The sequence below is a fragment of the Proteus sp. MB838 genome, assembly GCF_054767435.1.
Window position 1 is genome coordinate 60,849 of record NZ_BAABMO010000008.1, and the last position, 25,588, is coordinate 86,436.

20 protein-coding genes and 1 tRNA gene are annotated in these 25,588 nt (G+C 38.6%); 10 read left to right on the plus strand and 11 right to left on the minus strand.

Annotated features, from left to right (window positions below; translation table 11 throughout):
* Nucleotides 1-6 precede the first annotated feature (6 nt).
* Both selD and ACYUCW_RS05430 read left to right on the plus strand, forming a co-directional pair.
* Entirely contained in the window at nt 7-1,050 is a 1,044-nt protein-coding gene (gene selD / locus ACYUCW_RS05425) for a selenide, water dikinase SelD (RefSeq protein WP_004243259.1), read from the plus strand.
* Between the two features lie 4 nt (nt 1,051-1,054).
* A complete protein-coding gene (locus ACYUCW_RS05430) occupies nt 1,055-3,022 on the plus strand; it encodes a DNA topoisomerase III (protein ID WP_004250914.1) in 1,968 nt (655 codons plus the stop codon).
* 89 nt (nt 3,023-3,111) lie between these two features.
* On the opposite strand, the gene xthA is transcribed toward ACYUCW_RS05430, so the two are convergent.
* Nucleotides 3,112-3,918, minus strand: a complete 807-nt coding sequence (gene xthA / locus ACYUCW_RS05435; protein ID WP_004248228.1) for an exodeoxyribonuclease III — start codon at nt 3,916-3,918, stop codon at nt 3,112-3,114.
* A 443-nt stretch (nt 3,919-4,361) separates the two neighbouring features.
* Here xthA and ACYUCW_RS05440 point away from each other — a divergent pair, with 443 nt between their 5' ends.
* Nucleotides 4,362-5,225: a helix-turn-helix domain-containing protein gene (locus ACYUCW_RS05440; protein WP_036896126.1), complete on the plus strand. Its 864-nt coding sequence runs from the start codon at nt 4,362-4,364 to the stop codon at nt 5,223-5,225.
* 24 nt (nt 5,226-5,249) lie between these two features.
* On the opposite strand, the gene ACYUCW_RS05445 is transcribed toward ACYUCW_RS05440, so the two are convergent.
* The 3 genes from ACYUCW_RS05445 to ACYUCW_RS05455 form a co-directional block, all read right to left on the minus strand.
* A tRNA-Tyr gene (locus tag ACYUCW_RS05445) sits at nt 5,250-5,334 on the minus strand.
* 276 nt (nt 5,335-5,610) lie between these two features.
* Nucleotides 5,611-6,459: a formyltetrahydrofolate deformylase gene (gene purU / locus ACYUCW_RS05450; protein WP_004243254.1), complete on the minus strand. Its 849-nt coding sequence runs from the start codon at nt 6,457-6,459 to the stop codon at nt 5,611-5,613.
* A gap of 38 nt (nt 6,460-6,497) precedes the next feature.
* Nucleotides 6,498-6,989 carry a YchJ family protein gene (locus ACYUCW_RS05455; protein ID WP_004243253.1) on the minus strand — a complete coding sequence of 164 codons (492 nt, stop codon included), beginning with the start codon at nt 6,987-6,989 and terminating at the stop codon, nt 6,498-6,500.
* A gap of 122 nt (nt 6,990-7,111) precedes the next feature.
* Here ACYUCW_RS05455 and rssB point away from each other — a divergent pair, with 122 nt between their 5' ends.
* The 3 genes from rssB to ACYUCW_RS05470 all read left to right on the plus strand — a co-directional run bounded on the left by rssB (nt 7,112) and on the right by ACYUCW_RS05470 (nt 10,481).
* Nucleotides 7,112-8,131, plus strand: coding sequence for a two-component system response regulator RssB (gene rssB / locus ACYUCW_RS05460; protein WP_012368013.1), 1,020 nt, complete (start codon nt 7,112-7,114; stop codon nt 8,129-8,131).
* 181 nt (nt 8,132-8,312) lie between these two features.
* Nucleotides 8,313-9,218: a UTP--glucose-1-phosphate uridylyltransferase GalU gene (galU, locus tag ACYUCW_RS05465; protein ID WP_004243251.1), complete on the plus strand. Its 906-nt coding sequence runs from the start codon at nt 8,313-8,315 to the stop codon at nt 9,216-9,218.
* Between the two features lie 255 nt (nt 9,219-9,473).
* Nucleotides 9,474-10,481: an NAD-dependent epimerase gene (locus ACYUCW_RS05470; protein ID WP_017827788.1), complete on the plus strand. Its 1,008-nt coding sequence runs from the start codon at nt 9,474-9,476 to the stop codon at nt 10,479-10,481.
* A 229-nt stretch (nt 10,482-10,710) separates the two neighbouring features.
* On the opposite strand, the gene hns is transcribed toward ACYUCW_RS05470, so the two are convergent.
* Nucleotides 10,711-11,115, minus strand: a complete 405-nt coding sequence (hns, locus tag ACYUCW_RS05475) for a histone-like nucleoid-structuring protein H-NS (RefSeq protein ID WP_004243249.1) — start codon at nt 11,113-11,115, stop codon at nt 10,711-10,713.
* A 509-nt stretch (nt 11,116-11,624) separates the two neighbouring features.
* Here hns and ACYUCW_RS05480 point away from each other — a divergent pair.
* Nucleotides 11,625-12,221: a thymidine kinase gene (locus tag ACYUCW_RS05480; RefSeq protein ID WP_004243248.1), complete on the plus strand. Its 597-nt coding sequence runs from the start codon at nt 11,625-11,627 to the stop codon at nt 12,219-12,221.
* Nucleotides 12,222-13,397: 1,176 nt separating this feature from the next.
* On the opposite strand, the gene adhE is transcribed toward ACYUCW_RS05480, so the two are convergent.
* Nucleotides 13,398-16,061 (minus strand): bifunctional acetaldehyde-CoA/alcohol dehydrogenase, encoded by a 2,664-nt coding sequence (gene adhE / locus ACYUCW_RS05485; protein WP_460408258.1) that lies wholly within the window; start codon nt 16,059-16,061, stop codon nt 13,398-13,400.
* A 514-nt stretch (nt 16,062-16,575) separates the two neighbouring features.
* Between adhE and ACYUCW_RS05490 the strand changes: the two genes are divergently transcribed.
* Nucleotides 16,576-17,220 (plus strand): YchE family NAAT transporter, encoded by a 645-nt coding sequence (locus ACYUCW_RS05490; protein WP_004243244.1) that lies wholly within the window; start codon nt 16,576-16,578, stop codon nt 17,218-17,220.
* A gap of 92 nt (nt 17,221-17,312) precedes the next feature.
* Here the strand turns inward: ACYUCW_RS05490 and ACYUCW_RS05495 are convergent, their stop codons facing one another.
* The 5 genes from ACYUCW_RS05495 to ACYUCW_RS05515 form a co-directional block, all read right to left on the minus strand.
* Nucleotides 17,313-18,026 (minus strand): ABC transporter ATP-binding protein, encoded by a 714-nt coding sequence (locus ACYUCW_RS05495; RefSeq protein WP_004243243.1) that lies wholly within the window; start codon nt 18,024-18,026, stop codon nt 17,313-17,315.
* Nucleotides 18,016-18,852, minus strand: coding sequence for an ABC transporter ATP-binding protein (locus tag ACYUCW_RS05500; RefSeq protein ID WP_063108364.1), 837 nt, complete (start codon nt 18,850-18,852; stop codon nt 18,016-18,018). Before ACYUCW_RS05500 ends, ACYUCW_RS05495 begins: the two co-directional genes overlap by 11 nt.
* Complete coding sequence (locus ACYUCW_RS05505; protein WP_004243239.1) at nt 18,845-19,675, minus strand: ABC transporter permease; 831 nt, start codon at nt 19,673-19,675, stop codon at nt 18,845-18,847. The genes ACYUCW_RS05500 and ACYUCW_RS05505 overlap by 8 nt, the downstream gene beginning before the upstream one ends.
* Complete coding sequence (locus tag ACYUCW_RS05510; RefSeq protein WP_004248219.1) at nt 19,675-20,715, minus strand: ABC transporter permease; 1,041 nt, start codon at nt 20,713-20,715, stop codon at nt 19,675-19,677. The genes ACYUCW_RS05505 and ACYUCW_RS05510 overlap by 1 nt, the downstream gene beginning before the upstream one ends.
* A 74-nt stretch (nt 20,716-20,789) precedes the next feature.
* Nucleotides 20,790-22,355, minus strand: coding sequence for an ABC transporter substrate-binding protein (locus ACYUCW_RS05515; RefSeq protein WP_170827679.1), 1,566 nt, complete (start codon nt 22,353-22,355; stop codon nt 20,790-20,792).
* A gap of 334 nt (nt 22,356-22,689) precedes the next feature.
* Here ACYUCW_RS05515 and nirB point away from each other — a divergent pair, with 334 nt between their 5' ends.
* Together nirB and nirD are read left to right on the plus strand one after the other, a co-directional pair.
* A complete protein-coding gene (gene nirB, locus ACYUCW_RS05520) occupies nt 22,690-25,236 on the plus strand; it encodes a nitrite reductase large subunit NirB (protein ID WP_017628064.1) in 2,547 nt (848 codons plus the stop codon).
* Entirely contained in the window at nt 25,233-25,565 is a 333-nt protein-coding gene (gene nirD, locus ACYUCW_RS05525) for a nitrite reductase small subunit NirD (RefSeq protein ID WP_036907917.1), read from the plus strand. The genes nirB and nirD overlap by 4 nt, the downstream gene beginning before the upstream one ends.
* The last annotated feature ends 23 nt before the right edge of the window (nt 25,566-25,588 follow it).

A 25,588-nucleotide genomic window follows, 5' to 3' on the forward strand; every position in this document is an offset into this window, starting at 1 on the left:
CATGTTATGTCTGAAGCAATTCGTTTAACACAATACAGTCATGGTGCCGGATGTGGCTGCAAAATTTCACCAAAAGTTTTGGAAACGATTTTACATAGTGAACAGGCTAAGTTTCACGATCCCCATTTATTGGTTGGTAATGAAACGAAAGATGATGCCGCTGTTTATGATTTAGGTAATGGCACTGGAATTATCAGTACCACTGATTTTTTTATGCCAATTGTTGATAACCCCTATGACTTTGGGCGTATTGCGGCGACTAATGCGATTAGTGATATTTTCGCTATGGGGGGTAAACCTATTATGGCAATAGCAATTTTAGGTTGGCCAATTGATAAACTTGCGCCTGAAATTGCTCGTGAAGTTATCGAAGGTGGGCGAGCCGCCTGTCAAGAAGCGGGGATTTCCCTTGCTGGTGGGCATTCGATTGATGCCCCTGAGCCTATTTTTGGTTTAGCGGTAACGGGCGTTGTACCGGTGAGTAAAATTAAGAAAAACAGTGCTGCTAAAGCAGGATGCCAACTTTTTTTAACTAAACCTTTAGGTATTGGGGTATTAACTACCGCAGAGAAAAAAGGCTTATTAAAACCTGAGCATCAGGGCCTAGCTACTGAAATTATGTGCCGTATGAATAAAGCGGGTACTGATTTTTCTGATATTGAAGGGGTTACGGCAATGACCGATGTGACAGGTTTTGGTCTATTAGGTCACCTTAGCGAGATTTGTGAAGGCTCTGGATTACAAGCCACTATTCACTTTTCACAAGTACCACGATTACCTGAAGTAGAAGCGTATATAGAGCAAGGATGTGTACCGGGCGGTACTGGACGTAATTTTGAAAGTTATGGCCATTTGATTGGTAATATCAGCGAAATGCAACGTAAATTATTATGTGATCCGCAAACTTCAGGTGGCTTATTACTGGCAGTACAGCCAGAAGCCGTTGAGCAAGTAAAAGAAGTTGCTAAACGCTTTAATATTGATTTGACCTCGATCGGTGAATTAACAGAGCCGAAAGCAGGAAGAGCGTTAATTGAAGTGACAAACTAACGTAATGAGATTATTTATTGCAGAAAAACCCAGCCTTGCTCGAGCTATTGCTGATGTATTACCAAAACCGCATAAACGTGGTGATGGTTTTATTGTTTGTGGTGATAACCAGTATGTGACGTGGTGTGTTGGTCATTTACTTGAGCAGGCTGAGCCGGATGCATATGATCCGCGCTATGCGCGTTGGTCGTTAGATGATTTGCCCATTATTCCGAATAAATGGCAACTCAAACCGCGCGCTGATGTGAAAAAACAGCTAGATACGATCAACACATTACTAAAACAAGCCGATGAAGTGATCCACGCAGGAGACCCCGATCGCGAAGGGCAACTGTTAGTAGATGAAGTACTTAATTACCTTAATATTAGTGATGCTCAAAGAAAACAGGCACGTCGCTGCCTGATTAACGATTTAAACCCCGCCGCGGTATCTCGAGCAATTGATAAGCTCCGCTACAATCATGAATTTATTCCATTATGTGTTTCTGCCTTAGCAAGAGCGAGGGCGGATTGGCTATATGGCATTAACATGACACGCGCTTACACGTTATTAGGACAGCGCAATGGTTACCAAGGCGTACTTTCTGTTGGGCGAGTACAAACCCCGGTGCTAGGTTTAGTCGTACGCCGTGATGAAGAAATTGAAAACTTTGTACCGAAAGATTTTTTTGAAGTCAAAGCGCATATCGTTACTCCTGCAGATGAGCGATTTACCGCTATTTGGCAGCCGAGTGAACACTGCGAGCCTTGGCAAGATGAAGAAGGGCGTTTATTACATCGCAAATTAGCAGAGCATGTTGTTGATAGAATAGCTGGCAAGCCTGCTAATGTTACCGATTATCAAGATAAACAAGAGTCTGAAATAGCACCTTTGCCTTTTTCATTATCTGCTTTACAAATTGAAGCGGCGAAACGCTTTGGTTTAAGTGCTCAACAAGTGTTAGACACATGTCAACGCTTATATGAAACGCATAAACTTATTACTTATCCACGCTCCGATAGTCGCTATCTGCCTGATGAACACTTTGCTGGGCGTCATGCGGTGATGAATGCCATTAGTGTGCATGATAATAGTCTTTTACCACAAGAAACATTAGATATTGATAAAAAGAACCGTTGCTGGGATGACAAGAAAGTAGATGCGCACCATGCCATTATTCCTACTGCGAAAACAGGTAATATTTCATTAAGTGAAAATGAAAAGAATATTTACTATTTGATTGCCCGACAATATCTAATGCAATTTATGCCAGATGCGGTGTACCGCAAATGTGTGATTGAACTCGATATTGAGAATGGAAAGTTTATTGCTAAGGCACGATTTTTAGCACAAGCCGGCTGGCGTACCTTATTAGGTAGTAAAGAGCAAGATGCGGAAAATGATGGTAGCGCCTTACCTATTGTGGCTAAAGGTGATGAGTTACTTTGTGAAAAAGGCGAAATTGTTGCCAAGCAGACCCAACCACCAAGACCTTTTACAGATGCTACGCTACTTTCGGCTATGACCGGTATTGCACGTTTTGTGCAAGACAAAGAGCTAAAGAAAATCCTAAGAGCGACGGATGGGCTAGGTACTGAAGCGACTAGGGCTGGTATTATTGAATTACTGTTTAAACGCGGCTTTCTGCAAAAGAAAGGGCGAGCTATCAACTCGACACCAGCAGGAAGAGCATTAATTCATGTTTTGCCAGATATGGCGACATTACCCGATATGACCGCTCATTGGGAATCAATATTAACGCAAATTAGTGAGAAGCAATTTAAGTATCAAGATTTTATGATGCCATTAAGTAACACACTATTTGAATTAATTACTCAAGCTAAACGTCGTCCTAATATTCAAGCGTTTAGAAACCTGCCTGCGCCTGCGCAGAATAAAAAACGTAAAGGTGCGACGAAAAAAAGTGCACAAGGGAAAAGTCGTTCAGCGCAGTCTCAATCTACGAATCGCAATATAAAGAGTGATGCTTAGTTGATTGTGTAAGACGCTAACTAATATATAAATAAACCCCACTTTTAATCTATTTGAAGTGGGGTTTATCAATAAGGGGAGAGAGGGAATTAAAGCTTAAACTCGGCCCAAACAGGTGCGTGATCGGAAGGTTTTTCCATCGCACGAATATCGTAGTCAATGCCGGTTGAAATACAATTATCTGCTAAGCAACGACTTGCTAGCAGTAAATCGATACGTAAGCCTCGGTTATCATCAAAGCCTTTTGAGCGATAATCAAACCAAGAAAATTGGTCTTCGACTTCAGGATGTTGGGCGCGGTAAGTATCGGTTAATCCCCAACCCATAAGCGTTGCTAACCACTCTCGCTCTTCCGGTAAAAATGAACATTTACCCATTTTTAGCCAACGTTTCATATTATTTTCGCCGATACCGATATCTTTATCGGTTGGACTAATATTTAAATCCCCCATAATCAGTACGGGAGAGGAAGGCGTTAAGCTGGTGGTCAGATACTGCTGTAGATCAGCATAGAATTTTGCTTTAGCAGGGAATTTTGTCTCATGATCACGACTTTCACCTTGAGGAAAATAACCATTCATTACCGTTAATAATCCAGCGGGGGTTTCAATGTCCGCCATGATCATACGACGCTGAGCTTCTTCACCATCACCAGGGAATCCTTTACGTACCGCGACAGGTTTCGCCTTAGTTAACAAAGCCACACCATAATGGCCTTTCTGTCCATGATAAAAAACGTGGTAGCCCAAGGCACTGACAGTTTCTAATGGAAACATATCATCATGAACTTTTGTTTCTTGCAGTCCAATAACATCGGGTTGGTGTTTTTCTACAATGGCTTCGAGCTGATGAGGGCGAGCACGTAATCCATTAATATTGAATGAGACAAATTTCATGTGACTATAACCATTTATAGATTGAATAATAGGATAACTTATACTAACAGGATAATGAAATAAATGTAAGTCAGTTACATACCAATGTTAATACCTGTCATCGAGATATAATCGCGTGATATAGATAAATCGTAGCCAAATAGCAAAATGGATGGCAACTAATAATATTAATAAGTTTATGCCTAACAAAAAATATTAATTAAATAAAGTAGAAACATAAACTATTCTTTGATAGAAGAATATAAGTATTATCATTTTTTATATGTAAAGCAAAATGACAGAATAAAAATATCAATTGAATTATAAATTATATTTATAGGAGGTGAAGATAATTAAAAATAATATTTATTTCGCATGGATTTCTTTCAGTTAATATGTGTTTTATTTATATTAATAAAATTAATTTAATTGTTTTGTTTAACACAGCAAAGGAATGGTGGATTATGTTTTTTTCTCGTAAATTAGAGGCCTTTATGGCCGTCGTTGAAAATGGATCCTTAAGTAAAGCTGCTCGTGTGATGAACCGAACGACACCACCTGTAGCGAAATCAATCAAAGATTTTGAAGCCGTGCTAGGGAAGCGCTTGTTTAAGCGGGAAAAGTTTGGTATGAGTTTAACGCAAGAAGGGTTAGAACTCTATAATGATTTAAAATCACTTTATCTGCAAGAAAAAGAGATAACAAAAAAACACACATCGGGCATTATTAATAATAGCATTCATGTTTATTATGATTGGGGTAAAAGTCAATATTTAACAGCACTCTATCAAGCAGCCAATAAGAATTGTTCACATATAAATATGATGAGATTTTCGAAAGATAATTTTGAAGAGATACCAGATTATGATGGAAACACGTTAATCTTAAGCTCAGATAAAATTATTAGTGAAAAGTTTAGCTTAATACATCAAGTTAAAAATAAATATCTAGGAATATGTTGCCAACAAATCTTAGCACAAAAAGCACAAGAGAATATCAATACATTGCTAAAAGAAAATATTTGGTTATGTGATCCCGCTTTATATAAAACAGCAAAAATAAAGAAATTAGAAAATGAAATAGCGGATCAGGGTAAACCTATCAGTATTAGATTGATGGATGATTTAAACTGTTGTTTAAACTTTATTCAAACTCACCATTCGCTATTATTTACTGATGAAAACCCGATTAAAAGTGAGGATGAAAAGCAACTGTGCTTTATACCTTTAACACAAACGGAACTGATTTATAATTGTTATATCTATAAATCTAAATATCACTCGAGTATATTGAACAGGTTTGTTGATTTAATAAAAGAATTGGAATGAAAAAATAGTGAAGAGTATTGAAGATGGTGGTGGGAGAAGGATTCGAACCTTCGAAGTCTGTGACGGCAGATTTACAGTCTGCTCCCTTTGGCCGCTTGGGTATCCCACCAACATTAAATTGTCTTGCTGTCCGTGACAGCGGGCGCAATAATACCAAATACCTGAGATGTGTAAAGTGCTATTTTAAGAAAAAGCGATCAACTGCTGTAAAAATATCCGCTTTGCTTAACTGTTGTGCTATATCGTATTGATTTTAGATAGAAAGCTATAGTGATTGACTTGGATGTGTAACAAAAAATAAAAAGAGCCTGTGATAAAATAACTATCTCAGGCTCTTGTTACTTTAGGCTTGTGTCGTAGTTACACTAATTTAAAACGGGTAAGCCTACAAAATAATTGTTCTGTTGCCATAAACAAAAACACGTTGCGAGAGCACCCAATAGAGGGCGTGGCTTAGTACGTTTTTCTCTACATCCCGTCCTGCGCGCATCATATCTTCTGCTGAAAAAGTGTGGTCTACGTTTATTACATTTTGAGTAATAATAGGGCCTTCATCTAAATTATCATTTACATAGTGAGCTGTGGCGCCAATAATTTTTACACCACGTTCATAGGCTTGATGATATGGGCGGGCGCCAATAAATGCCGGTAAGAAAGAATGATGAATATTAATAATTTGATTTGGGTAATGTTGTACAAATGCGGGGGTTAATACACGCATATATTTAGCTAATACCACATAATCAGGTTTGTATTGGTCAATTTGTGCTATCAGTTTTTCATCATGCTGATCACGGGTTAACCCTTCATGACTAATGAGATGGAAAGGGATCCCAAATTGCTCAACAAGGTGTTTTAGCGTGTCGTGATTACCAATAACTGCTGCAATTTCAACATCCAGATCACCAAAAGCGCTTTTCATTAAGAGGTCACCAATACAATGGGCTTCTTTAGTGACCATAATGACGATACGGCGGCGACCGGCAGTATTAAGCTCTCGCTGTGAGCCTTGTGGAAGTGCATCATCTAAATCGGCTAAAAAGGTTTCATCATTAAAAATGCCTTCTAGCTCAGTACGCATAAAAAAGCGGCCAGTGCGATGATCAACAAACTCATTATTTTGAACAATATTGAGCTGATGTTTATAACAAATATTAGTAATTTTTGCGATAAGTCCTTTCGCATCTGGACAAATAGTACGTAGTATTTTCTTTTGAGTATTTTGGTGTTGCATGTATGGATAAATCCTTTAATTTACTTCTGTGTTTGCAATTATTTTCTATTGTGTTCACAACATTTTTTGTATTTACGGCCTGAGCCACAAGGACAGGGATCGTTTCGTCCTACTTTAGGCTGTACACCATCAATATAAAACCAGCAGTCGTCTATTTTTAGAAAACGAGAGCGTTCATGTAGATACTGCTTATCATCAGCATTTATTTCAATAAAGCAAGCTGAGAATTCAACAAAGGCTTCGTTATCACGAGGGTTTTCTTGTGCCGATATAATATGTAACCCTAGCCATTGTGTATTGGGAAACGTGGCGATTAACTCATCCCGTAAAGAAGGTGTACGACACGAAGGGTGCCATGTTTTGATTAGGTGATCTGCATTATGAGTCACAAAAGCACTATAGCGAGAGCGCATTAACGCTTGAGCTGTAGGGGCATTTTTTGTCCCTAATAAGTAAGGCTCACAGCACTCACTATAAGGCAATTGGCTATTGCAGGGGCATAAATTTGACAAGGTAATGTCCTGATCCATTTTTATACGACGATCCCCATCAGAAAAATAGCGATTAGGAATAATAAACGTCAATGTTGAACTAAACTAATAATGTAACGCTAAATAAACTGCAAGTGAAATGATAGTTATGGGTATTACTAATGAATAAAGCCTTAGTCGGTAAAAAAATTCTCATTATTGATGATGAGGTTGTATTTCGCACCATGCTCACTGAGTATTTTTCACACGAAAAGGCTTGCGTTTATGCGACTGACAATGGTAGCCAAGCATTGTTGTTACTTGAAGAGGGACTAAGACCTGATCTTATTTTATGTGATATCAGAATGCCTGTTATGAATGGGCCGACTTTTTTATGTCATCTAGAGCAGCGTCATTGGTCTTTCCCTGTTATTGCTATTTCATGTACTGACAACATGGCTGAAATTGATGATATGTTGCGCTTTGGCGCTCAGGACGTTTTTCTTAAGCCCGTAACTAATTTAGCTAAGTTAAAACAGAAGGTCATTGAAGTATTATGTCCAGGTTTTTTTGAGTCTGAATTAATTGCAAGGGGACAACTTGGACCTCTTTGGAATAACTTACGAGAACAGCCTCATTATATTCAATCCTTTGTTAAACAGATGCAACCGCAAGTTAAACAAATTGTCGCAGGATATAATGTTAATTATCGTCAATTAAATGATGCATCCCAAATGGGGTTGTTATTTGATATAGCGACTTTATCAAAAGATCAAATCATTTTTTACTGTGTTGACGTCTCTAATGATGAAGAAAATGGGTTACTCGTTGCGCTGCTTTTAAGGGTGGTTTTTAATCGTTTCCTAAAAGCTACTGAGAAAAGACGCTTCTTACCTAGTATGTATAACATATTGAATAAAATCAATAAAATGCTTGAGGATATGGGGGTGAGAGGATCATTCCCGCTGATTTTAGGTTATTACCACACCAAGGAAAAAAATATATTATTAGCGTCAGCAGGACTACGAGCTGAAATAAAAACAGAGAATAAAAAATATGTTTTAAATAGTGGTATACCTTTAGGAACACTACACTCTTTATATATTAACCAAATAAAGTGTGTGGGAATAGATTGGCAATGTAAAATTTGGAATCAGCACCATAAAATTAATTTAATGTTCTCACCTATACATAAACGTTAAATTTAGATTAAATAAAATCTGTTATTGCACATATATTAAACATAAATGAAGAACAATCTCAATTAAGCGATGATGCTCTGTTTATCCGTAGATATTAGCTGGTATACTCTGGCGATTATTTTTTTATATGTACCATAACATCATAGGAATATCATGGTACTTAATTTGTAGGAGAAGAGTAATGTCATCAGTGGTGCGTAAAGTAAGAAAAGCGGTGATCCCTGTTGCAGGGCTAGGAACAAGAATGTTGCCTGCCACCAAGGCTATCCCAAAAGAGATGCTACCTGTTGTTGATAAACCTTTAATTCAATATGTTGTTAATGAATGTATTGCAGCTGGCATCAATGAAATTGTGCTAGTTACACACTCTTCAAAAAATTCTATTGAAAACCATTTTGATACCAGTTTTGAATTAGAAGCTATTTTAGAAAAACGAGTTAAACGTCAGTTGTTGGAAGAAGTACAAGGTATTTGTCCAAGTCACGTTACTATTATGCAAACTCGCCAAGGAATAGCAAAAGGGTTAGGCCATGCCATTTTATGTGCAAAACCTTTGGTGGGTGATGAGCCTTTCGCTGTTATCTTGCCGGATGTTATTTTAGACCGATATAGTGCTGATCTGACTAAGGTTAATTTAAAAGAGATGCTTTCTCATTTTGAACAATCTGGCGCAAGTCAAATTTTAGTAGAGCCTGTTCCTGAAGAGGAAGTATCTAACTACGGGATTGTTGACTGCATGGGAGAACATTTACAGCCTGGCGACAGTAAACCCATTACTCGTGTGGTAGAAAAACCGAAGAAAGAAGAAGCACCTTCAAATTTATCTATTGTTGGTCGTTATGTGTTGTCTGAAAACATTTGGCCTTTATTAGCCAAAACCGCACCAGGAGCAGGGGATGAAATTCAATTAACTGACGCGATTGCAATGTTAATTGAAAAAGAGCCTGTAGAAGCTTATCACCTACAAGGGAAAAGCCACGATTGTGGTAATAAATTAGGCTATATGAAAGCTTTTGTTGAATATGGTTTACAGCACGAAGAGTTTGGCGAAGAGTTCACGAAATGGATAAAATCACTGCAAGCTTAATGTGTTGAGTAACAAAATTTAACGATTTATCTTGTTAATAGTGTCGCACTGTCATTTTAATTTTATAATGTGGTGCGGCATTTATTTATGGCTTAAAGCTTAAAAGTACTGCTATAAAAGATGATAAATTACAGTGCTAATATTGATATATATATCGGCATTGACAAGGTTAAGCGTTATGATGTTAATTGAGGTGATATTAAGCATGATAGCGTTTAGCGCAGAAATCAATTAATTGGGTTATTTGAGTATAATATGAAAATATTAGTAACAGGTGCAGCAGGATTTATTGGCTATCATTTAAGCCAGCGTTTGATAGAAATGGGTTATCATGTTATCGGGATAGATAATCTCAATGATTATTATGATGTGCGCTTAAAAGAAGCACGATTAGCTAAACTTAATCAGTTGGATAACTTCCAATTTGAGAAAATTGATATTACAGATTCAGTGAGTATTACGCAATTATTTGCTGATCACCGTTTTGATCGAGTTATTCACTTGGCGGCTCAGCCTGGCGTTCGTTATTCAATTGAAAACCCAATGGCATATATCGATGCTAATATTGTAGGCCATATTAATATATTAGAAGGTTGTCGCCATCATAACGTTGGGCATTTGATTTATTCGTCATCAAGCTCGGTATATGGTTTAAATCAAAAGCAACCTTTCTCTACAGAAGATAGTGTTGATCATCCGGTATCACTTTATGCTGCGACGAAAAAAGCCAACGAATTAATGTCTCATAGCTATTCTCATTTATATCAGCTACCCACAACAGGACTGCGATTTTTTACCGTATATGGTCCTTGGGGGCGTCCTGATATGGCACTATTTAAATTTACTAAAGCTATGTTAGCGGGTGAGCCTATCGATGTTTATAATGGCGGAAATATGACCCGTGATTTCACTTATGTCGATGATATTGTCAGTTCTGTGGTACGTTTAATTAATATTATTCCTCAACCCAACCCAAATTGGACCGTAGAGCAGGGGGAAACTTCATCAAGTTCTGCACCTTATAAAATATATAATGTGGGTAATGGGCAACCTACAAAGTTAATGGATTTTATTACAGCAATAGAAAAATCACTCAATATTAAAGCTAAATTGAACTTAATGCCGATGCAAGATGGTGATGTACTTTCAACCTGTGCTGATTGTAGCGATTTAGCTCAGACAACAGGTTTTTCACCCAACACTGCAGTAGAGTATGGTGTGAAGCAGTTTGTGGATTGGTATGTAGATTATTACCAGCAATAATCAGAGCATAGATATAATGCACAAGACAAAAAGGAGCCTTAAAGCTCCTTTTTTATTATAAAATTAACTAATTAATTTTATCAATACATTCACTATATTTGTAAAGCCCTTTTTATTTAAAAGCTTCATCAGCCTATTAAAGTTAAACGCTCGTTTAATAAAAATGACTAAACAAGAAAAATACCCTTTTAATTTTTAAAAGGGTATTTTAAATAGAGTATGCATTAAATTAGATGAGGAAATCTTCTAAAGATTTGCCTTCTTCTTCAATTGCACGTTTGATTACAGCTGGTGTACGGCCTTGGCCTGTCCAAGTTTTAGTTTCACCATTATCATCAACGTATGAATATTTAGCAGGACGTGCTGCACGTTTAGCACGACCAGTTTTGCTTGCGCCAGCAGCTTCAAGCAGGTCAGTTGGATCAATACCATCGGCAATTAATAGCTCACGGTATTTTTGTAATTTTTGCTGACGTTCTTCAATTTCAGCTTGCATTGCTTGTTCTTCTTCGCGGCGTTCATTAACAACGACTTCAAGTTTCTCAAGCATTTCTTCTAAAGTTTCTAAAGAAGTTTCTCTTGCCTGTGCACGAAGAGTACGGATGTTATTTAATATTTTTAAAGATTCGCTCATTTTCCTGGTCTCAAATAAATGTTGTTGGCTGATGTAATACTAATAATAGATTGCTATTTAAAATTCTGCAATAGCTAAATACAAACCAAACGTAAATTTTCTTTTTTTAAAACGAATATCTTTACAAAAAAATATTAAAAGTTGGGGCATCTTTCGCCAATAAAGGAAATATTAGTAATGATATACATCTTTTAACTGGTGATAGCGCTAATGTAAAAGAATAGAAAACGTTGTCTACTTTTTTATAATAACGGATTTTTTTCTAAAAATGCGCTTAGAGTAACTTTCATAGTTTAATAACTGTATATCAAAGGCGGGGTTAATATGTTAAGTACCTATTAAGGCTATTTATTTTTTAAACAAAAAATTTGCCTCATCAGTGATCCTGCGCTTTTTTCGCTATATCTTTTATAGAAATAAAGGCTATAAATAGTTGTCGTTGATAACTTCTCGTTTGTTTATGTTAAACTGCTTCCCGCGATAATACACACTATTTAAGGAGAGAGCTGATGGCTCAGCTTTACTTTTATTATTCAGCTATGAATGCCGGAAAATCAACATCTTTATTGCAGTCTTCTTATAACTATAATGAGCGAGGAATGCGAACTTTGATTTTTACGGCAGCGATAGACACACGTTTTGCCAAGGGAAAAGTAACCTCAAGGATAGGGTTAAGTGCTGATGCATTGCTTTTCAGTGATGATATGAATATTCGTGATGCTATTTTAGCTGAAAATAATAAAGAGCCTATTCATTGTGTTTTGATTGATGAATGCCAATTTTTGACTAAAGCACATGTAGAGCAACTTTGTGAAATTACCGATAGTTATGATATACCCGTTTTAACCTATGGCTTAAGAACGGATTTTAGAGGTGAATTATTTACCGGTAGTGCTTATTTGCTTGCATGGGCTGACAAGCTCGTTGAGCTTAAAACAGTTTGTTACTGCGGGCGTAAAGCAAATAAAGTATTACGCTTAGCGGCAAATGGGAAAGTACTTTCAGACGGCGCACAAGTGGAAATAGGTGGTAATGAAAAATATGTTTCAGTGTGCCGCAAACATTATACAGAGGCTACGTTAAAAGGACGAATTGAACAGTTATAATGCAAAATTCCTCTTCTCTATTGTTAATTGGTGCGGGAATAGAGGGGAGGAAATATAATCGTCTAAATAAATGTTATCTCTTGTTATACTAAAAAAAGGTTATCTATTTTTAGAAGTTACGTTTTATATTTACTGTATTTTATAATTCATAACTGAAAATAGCATCAATAATGTAAAAAAATGTTAGTTTTTTTCTAGAAACATTTATTCGTTTTCTCTGTTTCATTATCTTTAATCAATAAAAAGGTAATCAGATATACGTAGGTTCTTTGTTTTGTGATGTAGATATTGATTTTTACAAATGTTCTAAGATGATGACATTTGATACTTCGCCATTATTTATAGTTTAATAAAACTGAATAAAGAAGAGAAAAAATGCTTGTGAGTGAAAAAATATTTCAACCATTTAATGGCTCAGGTGAAATGTTTATATCTAAATATTCATATTGGTTATGAGTAAAAAAGAGGAAACTGTGCTTAATAGACCAAATATAAACATGCGAATTACCACTAAAGTAGTATTTATTAGATAAAAAATATACAAATAGCCCCTACTTTGAATGTTATATACTGCTTAATAAGCAAAAGTGAGTTCGATAATATTTTATTGAAATTTTATTTTTATAAGTTTATTCCTTTCTTCGATAGATCAAAATCTTTTGATATTTCTCTTTTTTATGGTGTTGCGGTAAAAAGTGCTTATTAAAAAATAAGCACCTCATTTTATTACATTAATAGTGCCTACTTTTGCTCAACTCTCATTTTTGTGCGATAAGCCTTATCATAAGAATAATTGTGTCGTGTGGTTTAACTCAATGAGAAATTTTAGCGTTTTCATTTCTAGGTAATCAGATATCAAGGCGCTGTAAAGCACGTTAAGCGCTTAATCACGGTTAAGTTGAATAAAGAGATGGATGTTGATAAAAATGAGGGAGAGGGCGATTGGTGCTGTTTTAGTAATGGATATCTAAAAGTGATAATCACAAGGCGGCTATCTCATCTATCTTGCTGGACGTCATATTAAATACAAGGAAGAAAAATAAATTGAGAGATAAGGGGATTAGAACATTATTGTTATCCATTGATAGACAAAATAAAACCAGCCTTGTGGCTGGTTTTATAGTAAAGCAATCATCGAAGATTGAAGGCTAATCTGTTAATACAGAGATAGCGCTATTATTTCTTACTGCTTTTTTTCGCAGGCTTCGCTTCTTTTACCTCAGCAACAGGGTGCTCGTTAAATTCGCGGCCGTAGTAAGAATCTAATAACAGTTGTTTTAACTCAGAGATCAGCGGATAACGTGGGTTAGCACCAGTACACTGATCATCAAACGCATCTTCTGATAATTTATCCACTTTCGCTAAGAAATCACTTTCTTGTACGCCCGCCTCACGGATAGAAGCAGGGATACCTAATGAAGATTTCATCTCTTCTAACCAAGCTAACAGTTTTTCAATCTTAGCGGCTGTGCGATCACCAGGAGCAGACAGTTCTAAGTGATCAGCAATTTCAGCATAACGACGACGTGCTTGTGGACGGTCATATTGGCTAAATGCAGTCTGTTTTGTTGGGTTATCATTCGCGTTATAACGAATAACGTTAGAAATTAATAACGCATTGGCAAGACCATGAGGAATATGGAATTCAGAGCCTAATTTATGCGCCATTGAGTGACAAACCCCTAAGAAGGCGTTAGCAAATGCAATACCTGCGATGGTGGCTGCATTGTGGACACGCTCACGAGCAACCGGATTTTTAGCACCTTCATGATAGCTTGCTGGCAGATATTCTTTCAGCAATTTCAGAGCTTGCAGTGCCTGACCATCAGAATACTCATTGGCTAATACAGAAACATAAGCTTCTAATGCGTGAGTCACCGCATCTAAACCACCAAAAGCACAGAGTGATTTAGGCATATTCATCACCAGATTGGCATCTACAATCGCCATATCTGGCGTTAATGCGTAGTCTGCTAATGGATATTTTTGGCCTGTTTCATCATCAGTCACAACAGCAAATGGTGTAACTTCAGAGCCTGTACCTGATGTTGTGGTAATTGCTACCATTTGAGCCTTCACACCCATTTTCGGGAATTTATAAATACGTTTACGGATATCCATAAAGCGTAATGCTAATTCTTCGAAGTGTGTTTCTGGGTGTTCATACATTACCCACATAATCTTAGCCGCATCCATTGGTGAACCGCCACCTAATGCGATGATCACATCAGGTTTAAAGCTGTTCATCTGCTCTGCACCTTTGCGTACGACACTTAATGTTGGATCTGCTTCAACTTCAAAGAAAACTTCCGTTTCAACACCAAATTTTTTCAGTACATTGGTCACTTCATCAACGTAACCGTTGTTGAATAAGAAACTGTCTGTAACGATAAATGCGCGTTTTTTACCATCAGTTGCAATCTCTTCCAGTGCAATAGGTAAGCAACCACGGCGGAAATAAATTGATTTAGGAAGTTTGTGCCACAACATATTTTCTGCTCTTTTCGCCACGGTTTTAGTGTTGATAAGGTGTTTTGGCCCTACGTTCTCAGAAATGGAGTTACCACCCCATGAGCCACAGCCTAAAGTGAGAGAAGGAGCGAGTTTAAAGTTGTATAAGTCACCAATACCCCCTTGTGATGCCGGTGTATTGATTAAAATACGGGAAGTTTTCATTTTGTCGCCAAAGTAGGCAACATGTTCAGGACAGTTGTCTTGATCGGTATATAAACAAGAAGTATGACCAATACCGCCCATTTCAACTAATTTTTCTGCTTTATGTACCGCATCTTCAAAGTTTTGTGCATGGTACATTGCTAACAGAGGAGATAGTTTTTCGTGAGCAAAAGGTTCTGCATCAGTAGTTTCTTTAACTTCACCAATTAAAATCTTAGTGTTAACAGGCACTTCAATACCGGCCATTTCTGCGATTTTCACTGCCGGTTGACCAACGATGGCCGCATTCAAGTTACCATCTTTTAAGATAATATCTTGAACAGCTTTTAACTCTTTACCGGTTAACATGTAGCCGCCGTGAGTGGCGAAACGTTCACGAACTTGTTTATAGATACTGTCTACGACGATAACAGATTGCTCTGAAGCACAAATAACCCCATTATCAAAGGTTTTTGACATCAAAATAGAAGCAACTGCACGTTTAATGTCTGCTGAGTCATCAATAACAACAGGAGTATTACCCGCACCAACACCGATAGCAGGTTTACCTGAACTGTAAGCGGCTTTTACCATTCCTGGGCCACCTGTTGCTAAGATCAGGTTAATATCATCATGGTGCATTAATGCATTGGATAATGCCACTGAAGGTTCATCGATCCAGTCGATAATATCTTTTGGTGCACCCGCGGCGATTGCAGCGTTTAACACAATTTCAGCCGCACGGTTTGTGGCTAATTTCGCCCGTGGATGTGGAGAGAAAATAATACCGTTGCGTGTTTTTAAGCTGATTAATGCTTTAAAAATAGCGGTAGAAGTAGGGTTAGTGGTTGGCACGATACCACAGATAATACCGATAGGTTCAGCAATAGTGATAGTACCGTAGGTTAAATCTTCAGACAAAATACCGCAGGTTTTTTCGTCCTTATACGCATTGTAGATATATTCTGAAGCAAAGTGGTTTTTGATCACTTTATCTTCAACGATACCCATGCCAGACTCTTCAACAGCTAATTTTGCAAGAGGAATACGGGCGTCAGCGGCAGCTAATGCAGCAGCACGAAAAATTGCATCAACTTTTTCTTGAGAAAAGTTAGCAAATTCAAGCTGAGCTTTTTTTACACGAGCAACCAGATCATTGAGTTCAGTAACGTTAGTTACAGACATAAAGAGACTCCTGATAAAATGTTAAACTTTTTAAGCAAATTAGCCGGTAAAATCATCACTAAATAAGAATAGCTCAAATCAAAATTTCTATACTTATTTAAGTCATTATTATTAGAAGCTCTAATTTGCTTAAAAAGCTAAGAAAAAACAATAACAAATACAAATATATTTTAAAAAGATCTCCTTTTTCTGAATGATGACAGCTTATCATTTTTCTAATTAATTAAAGTGATCTACATCACAATAATAGCAAGCTGACACCTTTCAGCAAGTGTTTAAATGGTAATGATAATTAATTACAAAAATAAATGGACTATTTTTTTGTTGTAAGACTCTCTAGGATATAAAATTAAATCACTAGAGTTATGGTTGTTTACTAGCGAAAAATTTAGCCAAAATAATGTTAAGTAATAGAATTAACTGGTTTATTGATTTAAAGTAACGCGCATTTTTTGGAGTTACTCTATCTTTTAGAGCATAATTCGCATGTTTATTAGCCAAGAAGGGGCTTTTCATGGGGGCACTGCTGGATTTATCCGGTTATATTAAATTTTTTGTCGGTCTTTTTGCTATTGTAAACCCGATAGGGATCTTGCCTGTATTTATCAGTATGACGAGTTATCAAACGGATGCAGGACGTAATAAAACAAACTTAATTGCCAATGGCTCCGTTGCGATTATTTTGGTTATTTCCCTATTAATAGGTGATTCGATACTGAGTATTTTTGGCATCTCTATTGACTCATTTCGTATCGCTGGGGGGATGCTGATAGTGACAATCGCAATGACCATGATAAATGGGCGCTTAGGAGAAGATAAACAAAATAACCAAGAAAAAAATGAATCAGCAGTACGTAGCAGTGTTGCGGTGGTGCCTTTAGCATTGCCATTGATGGCAGGTCCTGGCGCAATTAGCTCCTGTATTGTTTGGAGTTCACGCTGGGAAGGGGTGACTAATTTCTTAGGTCTTGCTGCGACCAGTATCTTTTTTGCTTTTTGTTGCTGGTTACTGTTTCGTAGTGCCACTTTATTAGTTAAATACTTAGGTCAAACCGGTATCAACGTTGTTACGCGTATTATGGGGTTATTGTTGATGTCGTTAGGTATTGAATTTATTGTCACCGGGTTACGTTCTATTTTTCCGGGATTATTAGTATAAGCACAGTGTAATATTACCAATAGAGCAGTATTGATATTTAATACTGCTCTTATCATTTCTCTCTTTGTTATCTTTTTTGTGGCTATTTTTAATTAATCAAGACGATGAAGCCCTTGAGAAAGCGCTTTTCTATCATAATAGCAAGTCAATTGACCCTCTTCCATTAGCGCTGCGCTATCCGACATATGTGCAATAACATCTGCATCATGGCTGACCAAAAGGTAAGTCATGTTATGTTGTTTTTTTAAGGTATTAAGCAGATTTAAAATTTCTGCTTGTACCGACATATCCAGTGCAGAGGTTGGCTCATCTAACAATAACAACTGTGGTTGCAACAGTAATGCTCTGGCTATAGCCACACGTTGACGTTGTCCACCTGATAGTTGATGTGGATAACGATAAGCAATATCGCCTTCTAAACCGACTTGCTCTAACGCTGAGGTTATTGTTGTTTTATCATAAGCAATATGATGAATTTTTAACGGCTCAATAAATGCTCGTTCTATCCGATGTTGAGGGTGTAATGAAGCATAGGGATCTTGAAACACCATCTGTATGTTACGGCGTAACTTACCTTGAAAGCGTTGCTGTGGCTTGATTGCTTGCCCTAACAACTTAATATCCCCTTGCCAATGATGTAATAATCCGGCTATAACCCGTAATACAGTTGATTTACCGCAACCAGAACGACCAATTAAACTAAAGGTTTCGCCTTGTTTAACTTGTAGATTGACACCTTTTACCACCTGCTTAATCTGTCTATTTTGTTCAAATTGAACGCGTAAATGATGAATATCAATTAGCATAAGGTGTACCTTTAAAATTCAGTGTTCTATCTAATACCGGTAATTGTGTGCCATAGGTACTCGCATTAGGGCGACAGGTCCATAAGGTGCGGGTGTATGGATGTGTGGCTTGAGATAATGCTTTTGCCTCAAGCTCATCCACTTGCTCTCCTTGATACATGACCATAACACGATCACAATATTCAGCCACTAAAGGTAGATCATGGCTAATTAACAACAAAGCCATATCTCGTTGTGCGCATTGGGTAATGATAAGTTCTAATATTTGATGTCGTAGCTGTGCATCTAGTGCGGAAGTTGGCTCATCTGCAATCAATACCGTTGGGTTATTAATCAGCGCAATAGCGATCATCGCGCGTTGTCCCATACCGCCCGATAATTCACCGGGGTAGCGAGAAATACTCTGTTCCGGTAATCCCACGGAAAGCAAAGTTTCAGTAATTAATGCATGTCGATCTTTATGGGATAATTTTTGATGGAGTTTTACCGTTTCTTCTACTTGCTGATAAATGGTTTTCACTGGGTTTAATGCATAACGAGGATCTTGTAATACCATTGATATTGTTTTTCCTCGTAACTGGTTCCATTGCTTAGGAGAATAAGCGAGGAGATCGTCCCCCATAAAATGCAATTTATCAGCAGAAACTTTGCCCGGCTTACGCACTAAGCCCATTAATGAGCGTGCCGTCATCGATTTTCCTGAACCAGATTCACCCACCAGCGCTAACCGCTCTTGTCCTAGCTGAAAAGAGACATTATTCACCACTCTAGCACGTGGAAAATCAATACACAGATTATCGACTTCGATTAAAGGGGCTTTATTCATGGCTTTCTCCTAATACATCGCGTAATCCATCACCCAATAAGTTAAAAGCAAGGCTACTGATTAAAATTGCCGTACCCGGAATAGCTGCCACCCACCACTGATCAAAAATAACGGGCATCCCTTCGGCAATCATTGCTCCCCATTCCGCCATGGGAGGGCGAGCACCTAGCCCAAGGAAACCTAAACCTGCTGCAGCAAGAATGATCACCGCTAAATTAAGGGCTAAACGTACAATGGCAGACGGTAAACATAAAGGAAGAATGTGCCCCCATAATAGTCTAATACCGTTAATTCCCATCATTTCAGCGGCTGCAAGGTAATCACTATTACGTAAGTGTTGAATTTCACTACGGGCTTGGCGGGCATAAGCCGGCCATGCTGTAAGTGCAAGGGCTAATGCACCGTTAAGTAATCCCGGCCCTAACATGGCGACAAAGGCAAAGGCTAAAATTAAGGAGGGCATAGACATAATGATGTCGGTAAAACGCATTAAAATCCGCTCTGTCCAACCGCCGTAATAACCGGATAAAATGCCAATAAATAGCCCTAATGGTAGTGTTATCAAGGCAACAAGGCCCACCAAACCTAACATTGGGCGTGTACCATAAATTAAGCGTGAAAGAATATCGCGACCATAACTATCAGTACCTAACCAGTGTGCGGCATTAGGGGCTAATAAGCGTTGTGCAGCGTGTTGCCAATTCGGATCATAAGGCGCTAACCAAGGGGCAAAAATGGCAATTAGTAGCAGAAGGAGCAGCAATGACAGACCGATAAACGCTGAAGGTGAACGCGCTATTTTTGTTAAAAAGGAGAGTGACATTAGCGTAACCTCGGATCAGTCAAACGAATAACGATATCTGTCATATTATTAATCAGCACAAAACATAGACCAATAACAAGTGTGCCCCCCATAATTGCGGTGGTATCACCCGCAAAGAGAGCCGTTGTGAGATAACGACCAATCCCCGGCCAAGAAAATACTGTTTCTGTTAATACGGCACCTTCTAACATCCCTGTATAAGACAAGGCGATAATGGTCATCAACACACCGCGAATATTAGGTAATACATGGGTAAATAAGAGACGTAATTCGCCAATCCCTTTTGCTCTGGCGAGAGTGACATACTCTTTATTCATCTCATTTAAACAGGCAGAGCGTGTTAAACGGGTAATAGATGCCAGCGCAAAATAGGCTAGCAGAGAAACCGGTAATATGAGATGTGATAGAGCGTTTAGAAAGGCATCTTTATCACCTGCCAGTAGAGTGTCAATCAAGGCAAAGCCGGTTACAGGCTCAATGGTAAATTGATAAATATCATCCAAACGTCCTGGGCCTGCTGTCCATTGCAATGTGGCATAAAAAATAAGGAGTAGTATTAAACCTAACCAGAAAATAGGGACTGAGCTACCTAATAGCGTTAAAAAGCGTAAGATAAAATCAAAGGGGGTGCCAACAAAACGCGCACATAACACACCAAATAAAACCCCCAAACTAGCGCCAATGACTAAGGCGACAGTGGCTAATTCTAAAGTGGCTGGAAAGGTGGCGATTAAATCATCAAATACCGGTTGACCCGTTGACGTCGCCGTACCTAAATTTCCTTGCAATAGTGCTTCTACATAGTGGAAAAATTGCATGTAGATGGGTAAATCTAACCCTAACTCATGTTTTACTTGATTATAAGTTTCAATACTGGCGTGATCACCAACAATTTGTAAAACAGGATCCACAGGGGAAAACGCAGAAAGCGTAAAAGTAATAACCAGTAACCCTAAAAGTGTTAGCGCCAATGTCAATATACCTTGAACCAAGGTAAACAACTGGCTTTTTAGGCGAGTGGATATCGTGAGTGTATTCATACGGCAACAGCCTTGAAATCGCAAAAAATAGACCACTCACAATAACATGATTGTGAGTGGCGGCAGGAAAATGATCACTTAGTGACTTTGTCGTAATAGACCATATCGGCATTTAGACCTTGAGCATAACCTTTCACGTTATCCCGTAATACAATCTGATTTTTGCCTTGGTCGATAAACACGTAAGGTGAACTGCGTTGTAGCTCTTTTTGCATTTCAGTATAAAGGGACTGACGTTTAGCCTTATCCGCTTCATTAAGGGCGACGAGTGTTTGTTTACTTAACTCAGGAATATTCCAATTATTTAACCAAGCCACGGTATTTGATTGCCCGTCATTATAGGCAAAAGCGCTAGCATTGGAGTGAGCATCAAAATAGTCGGGGATCCAAAAACGGATCGCCGCTTGGTGCTGCCTTGCTCTCACTCGGCTATAAACTTGACTACCGGCAGCAGGTAACAGATCAACCTGTACACCCGCTTGTGCAAAGCTTGCTTGAATAGATTGTGCAACGGTGATGTAAGGAACTTTGTTTTCTACATCGAGAGTAAAACGTGCATGAGTAATTCCTGCTTTTGCTAAGATATCTTTCGCTTTTTGCGGATCAAAACTAAATGGATTATCTTCTAATGCCCCCGGTAATCCCACCGGTAAGAAACTTTGGTGAATAAAATATTGCCCACGCATTAAGTCATTGGTGATCCCTTTATAATCGACCAAATAGCGCGCTGCTTGCCAAAATGCCGGATTGCTAAGAAGCGGATTTCCGCTACCGGTATTAAACGCCATATAGACTTGCTCAGCAGAAGGGATATTTAAAATTTGAATGCCCGGTTTACCTGCTAATGCTGCAGTTTGGTCTGTACCTAAGTCACGGGCAATATCCGCATCGCCTTTTTCAATTAACAGACGACGTGAAGCGGGATCGGGCACATTTTTGATAATAATATTGGCTATCTTAGGAGCACCGGTCGGTGAAAGAGGGTTAGCTTCTAACACAATGGCTTGGCGAGGTTTGTAGGCACGCATTTTATAAGCACCACTACCAGCCGAATTCATTTTTAGCCAATTATTACCAAAGTCATTATTTTTAATATGTGCGGCAATCAATTTCTCATCAACAATAGAAGCGATTGGTGTAGAAAGGATGTTAAGTACCACATCAGGGCTAACATCTGCTGTCCAACGTACTTCAATCTCTTTATCACTGACTTTTTTCAATAGGGTATTAATATTATCTGCTTTCCAACCTAGCACATTTAAAATAAAAGCAGGGGATTTATTCATCGTCACTGCACGCTGGTAAGAGAAGATAATATCTTCTGGGCGTACGCTATTACCGGAGGCAAATTTTGCATCCTGTTTAATTTTAAAGACGATAGATTTTTGTTCAGGGTGAGCCTGCCAACTCTCGACTAAAATTGGCTCGTTAATTTCTGGATTGTCACGGTTAGGCTGAACAATACGTTGATATAAACTTGGTACGGTCTGAATACTTGATAATTCGTTACTTTCGGCAGGATCAAGGCTAACAATATCATCAAGGCCTTGTACTACAATCAATGTATTGGCGGGTGTTGCTGCCAATACAGGGGCACTGAGAGCACCCATCACAAGTAATGATAATAATTTGGTTTTCACTTTCATTGGACGCTCCCTGAAATAGTCTCGCTTTCGTTATTATGTCAATAACTTATTAGTTATTACTTTTGGAAATTAACTTAGGCAAAATAAGCGCATTTCGCAAAGTTTTTATTACACTTATATATAACACCTCGTTATAAGCCTTTTGAATTAATTATGGTTGAGGAATAATTAATCGCAACAAACGACGAATAAAATACTACTTTGGTAGTAATATGTTGACTATTAAGTTGTATTGGCTGAATTGATTAAGCTGTATTTGATATTCATCAATATCTCTTATGAGTAGCCTCGTATTTTAACCTTAGATACCTTTAGATCTGAGGCAAAAATGAGCAAGAAAACACTCGCAATCATCGGTAACGGCATGGTTGGACACCGTTATATAGAAGAATTGATTGATAAGGGCGGCAATGAAACGTTCAATATTATCGTCTTTTGTGAAGAACCTCGTATTGCATATGATAGAGTCCATCTCTCTTCCTATTTTTCTCATCACACCGCTGAAGAGCTCTCGTTAGTTAAACCCGGCTATTACGAGAAACATCATATTGAAGTATTAGTGGGTGAGCGTGTGATCACCATTAATCGTGAAGAAAAAGTGGTGCACACCAATACTGGGCGTTGTGTTAGCTACGACAAATTGATCATGGCAACAGGCTCCTACCCATGGGTTCCTCCTATTAATGGAAACAACTCACCAGATTGTTTTGTTTACCGAACTATCGAAGATTTAAATGCGATTGAAGCTTGTGCTCGTTTAAGCCGTAAAGGGGCGGTTATTGGCGGCGGGCTGTTAGGTTTAGAAGCCGCTGGTGCGCTAAAAAGTTTAGGTATTGAAACCCATGTGATTGAATTTGCGCCAACGCTAATGGCAGAACAGCTTGATAGCATGGGAGGAGAGCAACTTAAACGTAAAATAGAGCGCATGGGGGTTAAAGTACACACAGCGAAAAACACCCAAGCGATCTTATCGACAGGGGAAAATGCGCGAAAAACATTACAGTTTGCTGATGGCTCCTCACTTGAGGTTGATTTTGTCGTATTTTCAACCGGTATACGTCCGAAAGATAAATTAGCACGCCAATGTTCTCTCGATATAGCACCACGAGGGGGGATTGTGATTAATGACTATTGCCAAACCTCAGATGCGGATATTTATGCCATTGGGGAGTGTGCTTCATGGCATAACCAAACATTTGGGTTAGTTGCCCCGGGTTATAAAATGGCTCAGGTAGCCGTTGATCATCTATTAGGTCAACAGACTGCATTCCAAGGGGCGGATTTAAGTGCAAAATTAAAACTACTCGGGGTTGATGTAGGGGGAATTGGTGATGCCCATGGTCGCCAAGCAGGTTGTCGTAGCTATATTTATCTTGATGAAGGTAAAGAGATTTATAAACGTCTGATAGTGAGTGAAGACAATAAATACCTATTAGGTGCGGTATTGGTTGGGGACACGGAAGATTATGGCAATCTGTTACAGTTAGCATTAAATACAATTGAATTACCAGAACATCCTGACACATTAATCTTACCTGCTCATGCTGGAAGTAAACCGGCAATCGGGGTTGATTCATTACCTGAAACAGCACAAATTTGCTCCTGTTTTGATGTAAGCAAAGGCGACATTATTCAAGCTATTGAGCGTGGTTGTCATACTGTTGCGGCGATTAAAGCAGAAACAAAAGCGGGAACGGGGTGTGGGGGATGTATTCCGCTTATCACTCAAGTATTAAATGCGGAACTCACAAAACAAGGCATTGAAGTTAACCATCACCTTTGTGAACATTTTCACTATTCTCGCCAAGAGCTTTATCATCTTATTCGTGTTGAAGGGCTGAAAAGCTTTGATGAACTATTGAAAAAACATGGTCAAGGCTATGGCTGTGAAATTTGTAAACCGACCGTCGGCTCTCTGCTGGCTTCGTGTTGGAACGACTATATCTTGCGTGATGACTTAGTTGCGCTACAAGATACGAATGATAACTTCCTCGCCAATCTGCAAAAAGATGGCACTTACTCTATTATTCCACGCTCCCCCGGCGGTGAAATTACGCCAGCGGGTATTATTGCGATTGGACAAATTGCGCAAGAATACAATTTATACACCAAAATCACAGGCTCTCAACGTATGGCGATGTTTGGTGCACAGAAGCAAGATTTACCGGCGATTTGGCAGAAATTAATTGCCGCGGGTTTTGAAACAGGCCATGCCTATGCCAAAGCGATCCGTATGGTAAAAACTTGTGTAGGAAACAGTTGGTGTCGTTTTGGGGTTGGCGATAGTGTTGGATTAGGTGTCTTTTTAGAACATCGTTATAAAGGGATCCGCACGCCGCATAAAATGAAATTTGGGGTATCTGGTTGTACCCGTGAATGCTCCGAAGCTCAGGGGAAAGATGTAGGGATTATTGCCACAGAAAAAGGCTGGAATCTCTATTTTGGTGGTAATGGGGGCATGAAACCACGTCATGGCGATCTATTCGCGGCGGATTTAGATGAAGAAACGCTGATCCATTATATTGACCGCTTTATGATGTTCTATATCCGTACTGCAGACAAATTACAACGAACCTCCGTTTGGTTAGAAAGCCTAGAAGGGGGCGTTGAATATTTACGTGAGGTCATTATTCACGACAAGTTAGGCTTAAATGCACAGTTAGAAAAAGAGCTTAAAGTTTTACAAGAGCGCGTAGCCTGTGAGTGGCAAGAAACCCTTGATTCACCACAAGCATTGAAACGTTTTGCGCACTTTATTAACAATCCGATGCCCGATCCTAATATACAGATGGTAAAAGAGCGTGCTCAGCATCGTCCTGCCCGCGTGCATGAACGTATTGATATCAAAATGGTAACAGAGGAGACGCAATCATGAGTCAATGGATAGCGGTTTGCCAATTAGATGACATCACTGTGGGAACTGGCGTTTGTGCGCTGGTGGAGCAAGATCAGGTGGCTATTTTCCGTCCATACCAAGATGAACGGCTCTACGCATTAAGTAATATTGATCCCTTCGCGCAAGCGAGTGTTTTATCACGGGGATTAATTGCAGAGCATAACAATGAGTTATATATCGTCAGTCCACTGAAAAAGCAGCATTTTCGCTTAACAGATGGTTATTGCCTTGAAGATGAGCACTATTCAATTACTCATTATGAAGTCAAAGTCGAAGGCAATACCGTCAGTGTGCGTTCGCGTCATTGATAAAACCAATAAATAGGGGACCC